The sequence below is a fragment of the Polaribacter sp. R77954 genome (genome assembly GCF_044595335.1).
GTDB lineage: Bacteria > Bacteroidota > Bacteroidia > Flavobacteriales > Flavobacteriaceae > Polaribacter.
Genome location: NZ_CP138992.1, coordinates 2,717,074 through 2,729,239 on the forward strand (window position 1 = coordinate 2,717,074; position 12,166 = coordinate 2,729,239).

The 12,166-nt window shown below is 30.8% G+C and carries 10 protein-coding genes; 3 read left to right on the forward strand and 7 right to left on the reverse strand.

Features of this window, described 5'->3' with window-relative positions; all coding sequences use genetic code 11:
- Positions 1-112: 112 nt before the first annotated feature.
- On the reverse strand, positions 113-2,686 hold the full coding sequence (gene mutS / locus SJY27_RS11845; RefSeq protein ID WP_397447919.1) for a DNA mismatch repair protein MutS: 2,574 nt from the start codon (positions 2,684-2,686) through the stop codon (positions 113-115).
- A 145-nt stretch (positions 2,687-2,831) separates the two neighbouring features.
- Here mutS and SJY27_RS11850 point away from each other — a divergent pair, with 145 nt between their 5' ends.
- A complete protein-coding gene (locus SJY27_RS11850) occupies positions 2,832-3,365 on the forward strand; it encodes an RNA methyltransferase (protein WP_397445051.1) in 534 nt (177 codons plus the stop codon).
- Between the two features lie 15 nt (positions 3,366-3,380).
- Here SJY27_RS11850 and SJY27_RS11855 read toward each other — a convergent pair whose 3' ends face one another.
- From SJY27_RS11855 to SJY27_RS11880, 6 genes are all read right to left on the reverse strand, one after another.
- On the reverse strand, positions 3,381-4,304 hold the full coding sequence (locus SJY27_RS11855; RefSeq protein WP_397445052.1) for a DUF6268 family outer membrane beta-barrel protein: 924 nt from the start codon (positions 4,302-4,304) through the stop codon (positions 3,381-3,383).
- Positions 4,305-4,683: 379 nt separating this feature from the next.
- A complete protein-coding gene (locus SJY27_RS11860) occupies positions 4,684-5,400 on the reverse strand; it encodes a hypothetical protein (protein ID WP_397445053.1) in 717 nt (238 codons plus the stop codon).
- 26 nt (positions 5,401-5,426) lie between these two features.
- On the reverse strand, positions 5,427-5,804 hold the full coding sequence (locus SJY27_RS11865; protein ID WP_397445054.1) for a hypothetical protein: 378 nt from the start codon (positions 5,802-5,804) through the stop codon (positions 5,427-5,429).
- Positions 5,805-5,821: 17 nt separating this feature from the next.
- Positions 5,822-6,628, reverse strand: a complete 807-nt coding sequence (locus SJY27_RS11870) for an SH3 domain-containing protein (RefSeq protein ID WP_397445055.1) — start codon at positions 6,626-6,628, stop codon at positions 5,822-5,824.
- Positions 6,629-6,639: 11 nt separating this feature from the next.
- Complete coding sequence (gene polA / locus SJY27_RS11875; protein ID WP_397445056.1) at positions 6,640-9,483, reverse strand: DNA polymerase I; 2,844 nt, start codon at positions 9,481-9,483, stop codon at positions 6,640-6,642.
- Between the two features lie 83 nt (positions 9,484-9,566).
- On the reverse strand, positions 9,567-10,046 hold the full coding sequence (locus SJY27_RS11880) for a GNAT family N-acetyltransferase (RefSeq protein ID WP_397445057.1): 480 nt from the start codon (positions 10,044-10,046) through the stop codon (positions 9,567-9,569).
- A gap of 182 nt (positions 10,047-10,228) precedes the next feature.
- Here SJY27_RS11880 and fbp point away from each other — a divergent pair, with 182 nt between their 5' ends.
- Both fbp and SJY27_RS11890 read left to right on the forward strand, forming a co-directional pair.
- The gene (gene fbp, locus SJY27_RS11885; protein ID WP_397445058.1) at positions 10,229-11,239 is read left to right on the forward strand and encodes a class 1 fructose-bisphosphatase; all 1,011 of its coding nucleotides are present in this window, start codon (positions 10,229-10,231) and stop codon (positions 11,237-11,239) included.
- 111 nt (positions 11,240-11,350) lie between these two features.
- Positions 11,351-11,959: a superoxide dismutase gene (locus SJY27_RS11890; RefSeq protein ID WP_397445059.1), complete on the forward strand. Its 609-nt coding sequence runs from the start codon at positions 11,351-11,353 to the stop codon at positions 11,957-11,959.
- The last annotated feature ends 207 nt before the right edge of the window (positions 11,960-12,166 follow it).

Here is a 12,166-nt window from a genome sequence, read left to right on the forward strand (position 1 = left end):
TTGTCATTTCGACTGCAATGGAGAAATCTTATTTATTGATAATTAAATACATAGGTTTTTCGACTTCGCTCAAAATGACATCCAAACCTATTTTTCAGACAGCCTCTTTTATTTATTTTTTAGTCAACATTCTCTTAATTTCATTCAATTTCATTAAAGCTTCAATGGGCGTTAACGTATCAATATTGGTGGCTAAAATTTCTTCACGAATATTTTCTAACAAAGGATCATCTAACTGAAAAAAGCTGAGTTGCATTTCTTCATGTTGCGTTTGTTTTAAAACGTCTTTTACTTCTGCACTTTTGTTGTTTTTTTCTAATTGTGCTAAAATTTTATTGGCTCTATGAATCACCATATTTGGCATTCCTGCTAGTTTTGCAACGTGAATTCCGAAACTGTGATTAGAGCCACCAGCAACCAATTTACGCAAGAAAATAATATTATCTTTTAGTTCTTTTACAGATACATTAAAGTTTTTAATACGCTCAAAAGTACTCGTCATTTCATTCAATTCATGATAATGTGTAGCAAACAAGGTTTTTGCTTTTGATGGATGTTCGTGCAAAAATTCTGAGATTGCCCAAGCAATAGAAATTCCATCATAAGTAGAGGTTCCTCTACCAATTTCATCTAACAAAATTAAACTACGTTCAGAAACATTATTTAAGATGGAAGCAGTTTCGTTCATTTCTACCATAAACGTAGATTCGCCCATCGAAATATTATCACTTGCACCAACTCTAGTAAATATTTTATCAACTATACCAATTTTTGCATTTTGAGCAGGCACATAACTGCCCATTTGCGCCAATAAAACAATCAAAGCAGTTTGTCTTAAAATAGCTGATTTACCAGACATATTGGGTCCTGTAATCATAATAATTTGTTGTTGATTTCTATTCAACACTACATCATTAGCAATATAAGTTTGATCAATAGGCAATTGTTTTTCAATAACAGGATGTCTACCGTTTTTAATTTCTAAATCTGTACTTTCATCCATAATTGGACGTACATAATTGTTATCAATCGCTAAAACAGAGAAGGATAACAAACAATCTATTTTTGCAATAATTTGTGCATTTTCTTGTACAATATCAACAAACTGAATGATGTATTGCAACAGTTTCGAGAAAATTTCTTGCTCTAATTTAGCAATTTTTTCTTCTGCACCTAAAATTTTGGTTTCGTATTCTTTAAGTTCTTCTGTAATATATCTTTCTGCTGACACTAAAGTTTGTTTTCTAATCCATTGTTCAGGAACTTTGTCTTTATGTGTATTTCTAACTTCTATGTAATAGCCAAAAACGTTATTGAATGCAATTTTTAAACTCGTAATTCCTGTTGCTTCGGTTTCACGAGCCAACATATCATCTAAATACTGTTTTCCAGAGTTAGATATAGCTCGTAAATCGTCTAATTCTTGATGTACATTATTGGCAATTGCGTTTCCTTTATTGATGTTTACAGGAGCATCATCAAACAAGGTTTCAGAAATTTTTGTGATTAAATCCTCACAACTATGTAGTTGTTTTCCTAAAAGTTGAACAGCTTTATTTTTACTTTCTTCTGATGCTGATTTTATCGGTAAAATTGCTTTTAGCGAATCTTTTAAAAGCACAATTTCTCTAGGTGAAGCTTTTCCTGTAGCTACTTTAGAAATTAACCGTTCTAAATCTGATATTTGTTTCAATTGATACGTTACAGTCTTAGAAAAATCATTAGAATTGATAAAGAATTTAACCAATTCGTGTCGATTTTGAATCTCGTCAATATTTTTTAAAGGTAAAGCTAACCAACGTTTTAACAATCTTCCACCCATAGGTGAAATGGTTTTATCAATCACATCTAAAAGGGTAACTGCATTTACAGAATTCGGATTATACAACTCTAAATTTCTAACCGTAAATCTGTCCATCCAAACATAATTGTCTTCTGCAATTCTGCTAATATGTTGAATGTGTTTTAACTGATTATGTTGTGTTTCTGATAAATAATACAATACTGCACCAGCAGCAATAATTCCGTTTTTTAAATCTTGAATTCCAAAACCTTTTAAGCTTTTTACTTCAAAATGATTTTGTAAAGTTTCTTTTGCATATTCTTTTTGAAAAACCCAATCATCTAAATAAAACGTATAATACCTGTTTTCAAAAAGTTCTAAGAATTTTTGCTTGTTTTGTTTCTGAACTAAAACCTCACTAGGATTAAAGTTTTGCAGTAATTTATCTATATATTCTGATGTTCCTTGAGCAACTAAATATTCACCTGTTGAAACATCCAAAAATGAAATTCCCAGTTGTTTTTTATCAAAATGAACAGCCGCTAAAAAGTTATTGGTTTTGCTTTGTAAAACTTCATCGTTTAAAGAAACACCAGGTGTAACCAATTCTGTAACGCCACGTTTTACAATGGTTTTGGTCATTTTCGGGTCTTCTAATTGATCGCAAATGGCAACGCGCATTCCTGCTTTTACCAACTTTGGTAAATACGTGTTTAAAGAGTGATGAGGAAAACCGGCTAAAGCTGTTTCAGAATCGGAACCTGCTCCTCTTTTAGTTAATGTAATGCCTAAAACTTTTGCAGCTTTTTTGGCATCTTCTCCAAAAGTCTCGTAAAAATCTCCCACACGAAAAAGCAACATTGCATCAGGATATTTGGCCTTGATGGCATTGTATTGTTTCATTAAAGGAGTAACCTTTTTTACTTTGGATTTTGCCAAGTTTTTGGAAATTTAGATTAGTTTTGCGAAGATAGAAAAGTTTCTAGTTTCTTTTGTTTCAAGTTATCCACAACTTGAAACCTTAAACTTGAAACCTGAAACCATAAGTATGAGAAAATTAAAAAATAATGAGTTAGGTAGAATTTCGGTTGATGAATTTAAATCAACTAAAAAAACACCTCTTATAATTGTATTAGACAATATTAGAAGTTTAAACAATATTGGTTCTGTCTTTAGAACTTCGGATGCTTTTTTGATTGAAAAAATCTATTTATGTGGCATTTGTGCAACTCCGCCAAATAAAGACATTCATAAAACTGCTTTGGGTGCAACTGAATCTGTAGCATGGGAATATGTAGAAGATACGTTAACGCTTATTCAAAAATTAAAAGATGCAAATGTTAAGGTTTTAGCTATTGAACAAGCTGAAAATTCCACAAAACTGGATACTTTTTATCCAAAGAAAGGTGAAAAATACGCAATTGTCATGGGAAATGAAGTGAAAGGTGTACAACAAGAAGTAATAAATGCCTCTGATTTGTGTATCGAAATTCCGCAATTAGGCACCAAACATTCTTTAAATATATCTGTAACTACAGGCGTTGTAATTTGGGATTTGTTTACGAAGTTGAATACTCTTTAATAGTTTTCTATACACTTATAATTTAATAGCGTAAACTAATCTTATGTGAGCATAAGCACCATTATTAAAGTTAGCGCTTTCGTTTAGCTGAGTTCTATCATCTCCAAAGGTTGCAAGTGGAATAGCTAAATCAATTTTATCATCTTGATTATATTGAGCGTAACTTCTTCCAAAAGAATAACCATATCTTCCTTCTAGATGAATTCCGCCCATAATATTATATCTAGCAAACAAACCTAAATCGATACTTCTTCTTTCTATGTAATCATTCTGATACGCTTCTTCTCCCAAACGATATGAAGTTACCAAGCCAAAATGATGTATTCCTAGATTTAACTTTTCGTTTACTTTGTATTTAATTTTAGAATAAATTGGAAGTAAACCTGACATAGACCATCTTTCAGAAATTTGCCATTCTAAGTTTACCAATGGGACTGCATTAGGGCCAAATGTTTCTTGGTTATACAAGATTCCGTAACCGATTTTTAATCTTTCGTGATATACTTTTTCATAAATAAATGTTCCTCCAAATTGGAAGTGTTTTCCATCTATATTTTTAAAATCTGTCATTAATCTGGGGCTAAAAAATGCTTGAATCGAATTTCCGTTTGAAAGTTTCTGAATCAATCCTGTTCTTATAATAAGTCCATGTAGCTGTATTGGGTTAGCAATATTATCTGGTATAGTAATAGTATTAGTTACATTCCATTGCATATAATTAACACTGTTATACCAAATTTGTTTTTCATTCAATACAATGGGAACAACCAGATTAACCATAGCCCCTCTTTCAGTGGTTTCTCCTGTATAAGGAGATGCTGCTTCAAAAGGTTGTGCTTTGCCAAAATGCCCTGATATGGTTACTATATCTAACGTTTCTTGAGCGGTAACAATCGACACTGATGCTATAATAAGTAATAAAACTAAACTTCTTTTCATATTCATTTTTTTTTAATTCCGACAATTTACCTCTTCTTTCACTCTTAAAAGACTAAAAGTTTAATTATAATGAGATTTTTAAATATTAAACGTAATTTACGATGATATGCGTCGTTTAAGTATAGTAAAAATCAGTTGTATAGGATGTTAATGAATTTGGGATTTGTTTACCAAAATAAGGCTGTCTGAAAAGTAATAATTTTGTCATTTTGAGCGAAATGGAATGTAGTCGAAAAATCTATATAATTAAAATTCAATAATTTAGATTTCTTTATAAAGTCGAAATGACAGGTTAAATACACTTTTCAGACAGCCTCTTTAACAAATAGAAATGGGGATATACTTGCCACGAATTCACAAATTATTAGTGAATTTGTTGCTAATTATTTTCATATCGAAAACCATCAAACAACACAAAATTTTCTATAGATGTTGGAATATCACCCATAAAAAACAGATTTTCTAAACTGCAATGTACTTTAAATTTGATATTGCTTTTTACTTCCGTTTGCAATTCTTTTACCAATTTATTATTGATAAACCATTTAACAAAATAGCACCCATCAACATCAATTAACTCCATTTTAAAATCGGAATATGCATTCATTTTTACAGGAAAATGATTGGAATTTGATGGAGAAAATTGAGAAACACAAAACACAATAGCCTCATCATTTTTAAGGTTTATTTTTTCTCGGTCTATTTTTTGTCCAGAACCAATTTCAAAATCGAACTCAAATTCTTCTTTTTGATTGTGATATAAAAACGCACCAATACTTACTTGTTTATGCAACTTAAATTTTGGTACAAAAATGCGCCAAGTATAACTGCCTGTTGTAAATTTTTGTTTCGATCTTATTTTTACTCTATCGTTAGAATTTGGTCTTGTTGAAATTTTTAAATGGTCATTTTCTAATTGATACAAAGCAGGACTTTTCCATGAATTATTACTCCAGTTTTTTTGAAACTGAACAGTATTGTTGAAGTTTTCTATAAAAGTAGCAGTATTGTTCATAAATAAATTTTCGAAAACACTACAACTCGTAAAAAGTAAGAGTAAAATAAAAATCGTTAATTTTTTAATGATTGAATCCATTTTTTGGGGGATTAAAATTAATGAAATCAACTTGCATTGGGCGCAAATAATAAATCAGTAGGTGTATCTAAATCATATAAATATTGATAGCTTTTCGTTTCTTTTTTGCAAAATGGTTCTAAAAGGCGTATCATTTTTCTAAAGCTTTCTATGGTTAAAACACAAAAAAAGGTTTGATTGTCTTTTGTGAGAATTCCTTCATCCGTTTTAAATAAACCAAAGATTAAATTGTAGTTTTCTGTATCAATAAAATCAACTTGAGATACATCTAATTTTTGTTTTTTAGTAATAACAACATCAATCAAAAGGTCTCTAAATAGAATGGCTTCTGCTTTATTAAAGTTGTACAAACGAACTATGTTTTCTTCAAGTCCGTTGTAATTATTTATGTAATCTAATTCCATTTTTTGTTTTGTAATTATTACTTTATAACAACAATATTTTCCCCATTCCAAGAATATGTTTTCAAAATTTCAACTTTATCATCAGCATCTTCTTTAGGAATTATTTTTGCATAAATAATTAAATCCTTTTTTCCATTATCATCACTTGGAAATAAATAAGTGAAATAAGGCTCTGGGCCATCACAATGATTATTTTCTACTACTGGTAAACTAATCAGTTGTTTGTTTTTATCAACCAAATAAAAATATTCATCAGTGTTAGAGCAGCAGGCACTATAAGAAGATTCAATTTTGATGATTTGGATAATATTCTTTAGTTCATTTTCTTTTTTCACTATTAATGTAGTTCCTTCATACATTTCTAAATCCCCAATTTCAAGTTGAACTAAATTGATATGATTTTTATTTCTTAGATAGATGAATGAAGGCTTGGTTTTAATATTTTTTCGTAAATTCTCCCAGTACTCATTCTTAGTAATTGAATCAATTTTAGTAAGATAATAATTACCTTTTTCAGTTCCTTTATTTGGAATTTTATCAGTTAAAAACCCACTAAAAACATAACCTTTTATATCTTCTTTATAACTTTTAACTTCTATCCAATTGCCATTTATAATTTTTCCATTATCCTTGATTTCTAGGCTAATTTCAGTTTTTTTGATGATATAAACTCTCGTGTTATTTTTTAACTTTCCAATTCTTTGAGCGTTTTTGTGTGGTGCATCTCTAACAATTAAACCACTATTAGCTTTTACAAATTTTATTTCTTGAGAAAACAAAGACGCGGTAAATAGTATTAAGAATGTTGTAATTGTTTTTTTCATAACTTTTTTTTCTAATGCGCTTCCAGCCAATTGTAACCAACTCCCATTTCAACATCTAAAGGAACACTCATTTTAAACGCATTTTCCATTTCGTGTTTTATGATGGGTTTTATCGTTTCTAACTCCTCTTTATGTGCATCAAAAACCAATTCATCATGTACTTGTAATAACATTTTAGATTTAAAATTTTCTTTCTCAAAACGGTTATGAATATTAATCATTGCTAGTTTAATAATATCAGCAGCAGAACCTTGTATTGGTGCATTTACCGCATTTCGTTCTGCACCAGATCTAACCATTGCATTTCTAGAATTGATATCTTTTAAATATCGACGTCTGTTTAAAACCGTTTCTACATATCCGTGTTCGCGCGCAAAATCGACTTGTGCAGACATATAAGCTTTTAATTTTGGATAGGTTTCATAATACGTGTCAATCAATTCTTTGGCTTCACTTCTGCTTAAATCAGTTTGGTTGCTTAATCCGAAAGCAGAAACGCCGTAAATAATTCCGAAATTGACGGTTTTTGCATTGCTTCTTTGTTCACGAGTCACTTGATCTAAAGGAACATTAAACACTTTTGCAGCAGTAGAAGCGTGAATGTCTTCGCCATTTTTAAAAGCATTGATCATATTTTCTTCTTCACTTAAAGCCGCAATAATTCGCAATTCTATCTGAGAGTAATCTGCAGCCAATAAAACATATTCTTGACTTCTTGGGATGAACGCTTTACGCACTTCACGTCCTCTTTCTGTTCTGATTGGAATGTTCTGTAAATTCGGATTGTTAGAACTCAGCCTTCCTGTTGCAGCAACAGCTTGCATATATTGTGTATGAATTCTGCCTGTTTTTGGGTTGATTTCATTGGGCAAAGCATCTACATACGTACTTTGTAATTTTTTATATTGACGATATTCTTGAATATCTCTAATAATTTTGTGGTCTTTGGCTAAAAAAGATAAAATATCTTCTCCTGTTTTATATTGACCCGTTTTTGTCTTTTTTGGTTTGTCAACCAACTTCATATTTTCGAACAATACAATACCCAATTGTTTTGGCGAAGCAATATTAAATTCCTCTCCTGCTTGTTCGTAAATACTTTTTTCGAGCCTGTTGATATCCTCAGTTAAAGCAAAAGACAATTCTTGTAAAAATTCTGTGTTGATGTTTATCCCTTCAATTTCCATAGCTGTTAATACAGAAACCAGAGGCAATTCTACATCATTAAACAATTTGGTTACATTTCCAGTTTCTAATTCTTTGGTAAAATGTTCTTTTAATTGCAAGGTGATATCTGCGTCTTCTACAGCATATTCGGTTTGATCTTCGATAGGTACAACTCGCATAGACAGCTGATTTTTACCTTTTTTACCAATCAATTCTGTGATAGAAACAGGTTGATAATTCAAATACGTTTCAGCTAAAACATCCATATTATGACGCATATCTGGATTGATCAGATAATGCGCAATCATGGTATCAAACAATTTCCCCTTTACAGGCATATTGTAGTTGGATAATACCTTGATGTCATATTTTAAATTATGACCAATTTTTTCAATTTCAGATTCAAAAAATGGTCTAAACTCTTCTAAAATCGATTTGGTTTCTTCTTGATTTTCTGGAAAAGAAACATAATATCCTTTACCAACTTCGTAAGAAAAAGCAATTCCAATTAACTCAACTTCTAGCGCTTTTAAACCAGTGGTTTCTGTGTCAAAACAAACAGAAGTTTGCTGCATTAATTTTTGCAATAATAATTTTCTTGATAATGGGGTGTTTATGTGTTGATAAAAATGATCGGTGGTTAAAATACTTTTAAAACCAGAGGCTACTTCTTCTTGAGTAACACTTCCTGTTCCTGGAGCAGCAAATAAATCGAATTGACCAGTTGTATTTGGAGTTGTTTTTTTTGCAGATTTAGATTTCTCCATTTCAGTCGAAATGACATTTGAATTGTTTGTGGAAGTTTCAGTATCAAAAGTTCGTAAGAAATTCGTCAATAAATTTCTAAATTCTAAATCGTTAAAAATTTCGGTAACTTTTTCTTTATCAGGTTCATCTAAAGTAAAATCTGTAGCATCAAAAGCAACAGGAACATCTAACATAATGGTTGCCAATTTTTTAGAAAGTAAACCCAATTCGCCATTTGCTTCCACTTTTTCTTTCATTTTTCCTTTTAGTTGATCTGTGTTGGCTAACAAACCTTCCATAGAACCAAATTGTGCTAAAAATTTCTTCGCAGTTTTTTCTCCAACTCCAGGTAACCCTGGAATATTATCAGCAGAATCGCCCATCATTCCTAAAAAATCGATGACTTGTTCAGGTTCTACAACTCCGAATTTTTCTTGCACTTCTGGTACTCCCCAAATATCATAACCACCGCCAAAACGCGGTTTGTACATAAAAATATTTTCTGAAACCAGTTGTGCAAAATCTTTATCAGGCGTAACCATAAAGGTTTTATAACCTTCTTTTTCGGCTTGTTTAGAAAGGGTTCCAATTACATCATCAGCCTCAAAACCTTCTTTTACCAAAATTGGTATGTGCATGGCTTTTAAAATCTCATAAATGTAAGGTACAGCAACTTTTATAGCTTCTGGAGTTTCATCTCTGTTGGCTTTGTAGGCTTCAAACATTTCTACACGATCTGCACTGCCACCTTTGTCAAAACAAACGGCTAAATGATCAGGTCTTTCACGTTTTATAACATCTAATAATGAGTTCATAAAACCCATTATTGCAGAAGTATCTAATCCTTTGCTATTGATTCTTGGGTTCTTTATAAACGCATAATATCCACGAAAAATTAATGCATACGCATCAACTAAAAAAAGTCTTTTTTGTTCTGCCATTTTATCTAAATTCTAAAAGGATAAAACTACAAAAACTTATGATGCCTATGAAACTTGAAATGGTTTTTTAAAAAAAGAAGTATTTAGTTATTCTTAATAAACTTAGCTAAATTTTCTTTATTCATTTGTACTACAGACCAATCGTTTAAATACGTAGCGCCTGTACTTTTGTAAAATTCGATTGCATTTGTATTCCAGTCAATTACTTCCCAAGCTACTCTGTTAAAATTGTGATCGTAAGCATATTTTAAAACAGCCGTATATAAAGCTTTTCCTGCACCAATTTTTTGTCTACTTTTTGTAACAATTAAATCTTCTAAATGAATGGTTTTACCTTTCCAAGTAGAATAACGTTCGTAAAAAAGTGCAATACCTATGATTGAACTTTGTTCTTCAGCAACAAATATTTTAAATTTTGGATGGTCAGAAAATCCATCATTTACCAAATCATCAACTGTAATTTCTACAGCATCTGGTTCTTTTTCAAAAATAGCCAATTCGTTAATTAAATCTAAGACAGATGGCATATCTTCTTTTTTTCCTTCTCTAATTATAAATTTCATTGGGATGTGTTTTGTTTGTCAAAGATAATTGTTTTAAACATTCTTAAAAAAAAACCACTTTTTTCAACATTATTTTTTGAATTGTTAAAAATAACCTAAAAAAATTACCAAATGATTTTCACGAAAACGTTGTCGTAAATTATAAAATATTGCATCTTTGTAGATATCAACTTCATATAATTATGGCAAAAAAAAATCAGACTTTAGGTGAATTTATAATAGAAAATCAAAATGATTTTAAATACTCATCTGGAGAATTATCGAGATTATTAAATTCTATTCGTTTAGCAGGTAAAGTAGTAAACCACGAAGTAAATAAAGCTGGTTTGGTTGATATTACTGGAGCTGCAGGAGATACCAATATTCAAGGCGAAGATCAGCAAAAGTTAGATGTTTTGGCAAATGATGTGTTTATAGAAACCATTAGAAATAGAAATATTGTTTGCGGAATTGCAAGTGAAGAAGAAGATGATTTTATCATCATTAATAGTCAAGATAAAAATCATCAAAATAAATATGTAGTATTAATGGATCCTTTAGATGGTTCTTCTAATATTGATGTAAATGTTTCTGTGGGAACCATTTTTTCTATTTTTAGAAGAGTTACAGAAGTAGGAACTCCTGTGCAAATTGAAGATTTTTTACAATCTGGAGACAAGCAAGTAGCTGCTGGTTACATTGTTTACGGAACTTCAACAATGTTGGTGTATACTACAGGAAATGGTGTTAATGGTTTTACATTAAACCCAGCTCTTGGAAGTTGGTATTTATCGCACCCAAACATGAAGTTTCCAACAGATGGAAAAATATATTCTGTAAATGAAGGAAATTATTTAGATTTTCCTGCTGGGATTAAGATGTACATCAAATACTGCCAAGCAGAAGAAGGAGATAGGCCATACACAAGTAGATATATTGGGTCTTTAGTTTCTGATTTTCATAGAAATATGATAAAAGGTGGAATTTATATGTATCCAAAAGGATCTAAAAATCCAAAAGGAAAATTACGTCTATTATATGAGTGTAGTCCTATGGCTTTTTTAGCAGAGCAAGCTGGTGGTTTAGCAACAGATGGTACAAAAAGAATTATGGAAATAGAACCAACAGAACTGCATGAACGTGTACCTTTTGTTTGCGGAAGTAAAAATATGGTAAAAAAAGTTTCTGAATTTATGCAAACTTTTGGCGAATAAATGTTTCTTATAGCAGTATAAGTTAACAAAACGCTAATGTTTTGGGTAATGCTTAATAAACAATTAAATTTGTTGTACAAAAAATTATATTAATTTAAAACCAAAACAATTATGGCTTTTGAACTACCAGAATTAGGATATGCTTACGACGCGTTAGAACCACATATAGATGCAAAAACAATGGAAATTCATCATACAAAGCATCACAATGGATATACAACAAAATTAAATGCAGCTATTGCAGGTACAGATTTAGAAGGAAAATCAATCGAAGATATTCTTGCGAATTTAGATATGAGCAATGGTGCTGTTAGAAATAATGGAGGTGGGTTTTACAATCACTCATTATTTTGGACAGTTTTAAATCCAGAAGGAAGAGGTTATTTATCAGGAGAATTAAAAGATGCTATTGAGGCTGAATTTGGTTCAAAAGATGCCTTTATTGAGGCTTTCTCTAAGGCAGCAGCTACACAATTTGGCTCAGGTTGGGCTTGGTTATGTGTATTGCCAGGAGGTAAATTAGAAGTTTGCTCAACACCAAACCAAGATAATCCTTTAATGCCAGGAGTTACTTGCGAAGGAACGCCTATTTTAGGTTTAGATGTATGGGAGCATGCATATTACTTAAACTACCAAAACAGAAGACCAGATTATATTGATGCTTTCTTTAAAGTAATCAATTGGAATGAAGTTGAAGAAAGATACGCAGCAGCAAAATAATTTATATCACATCATAATTAGTATTAAAGCATCCTTTTTTAGGATGCTTTTTTTATAGGTTCATTTTATAGATCTCTGCCATCACTCAAAAATTTACCTTTTTTGGCTCACTTAGATTTCATATATTTACTGATTAGTCAGTATCAAATTATAGTTTTCTATGTATTTGATAGTCAATATTTATGAATCTTAGAAGTTCTTTAGAAA

Coding starts and splice junctions, on each gene's coding strand:
- SJY27_RS11855 (WP_397445052.1), bottom strand. CDS start 4,304: ATGAAAAGAAGTTTAGTTTTATTACTTATTATAGCATCAGTGTCGATT.
- mutS (WP_397447919.1), bottom strand. CDS start 2,686: ATGAAACAATACAATGCCATCAAGGCCAAATATCCTGATGCAATGTTG.
- SJY27_RS11880 (WP_397445057.1), bottom strand. CDS start 10,046: ATGAAATTTATAATTAGAGAAGGAAAAAAAGAAGATATGCCATCTGTC.
- SJY27_RS11860 (WP_397445053.1), bottom strand. CDS start 5,400: ATGGATTCAATCATTAAAAAATTAACGATTTTTATTTTACTCTTACTT.
- SJY27_RS11890 (WP_397445059.1), top strand. CDS start 11,351: ATGGCTTTTGAACTACCAGAATTAGGATATGCTTACGACGCGTTAGAA.
- SJY27_RS11870 (WP_397445055.1), bottom strand. CDS start 6,628: ATGAAAAAAACAATTACAACATTCTTAATACTATTTACCGCGTCTTTG.
- SJY27_RS11850 (WP_397445051.1), top strand. CDS start 2,832: ATGAGAAAATTAAAAAATAATGAGTTAGGTAGAATTTCGGTTGATGAA.
- polA (WP_397445056.1), bottom strand. CDS start 9,483: ATGGCAGAACAAAAAAGACTTTTTTTAGTTGATGCGTATGCATTAATT.
- fbp (WP_397445058.1), top strand. CDS start 10,229: ATGGCAAAAAAAAATCAGACTTTAGGTGAATTTATAATAGAAAATCAA.
- SJY27_RS11865 (WP_397445054.1), bottom strand. CDS start 5,804: ATGGAATTAGATTACATAAATAATTACAACGGACTTGAAGAAAACATA.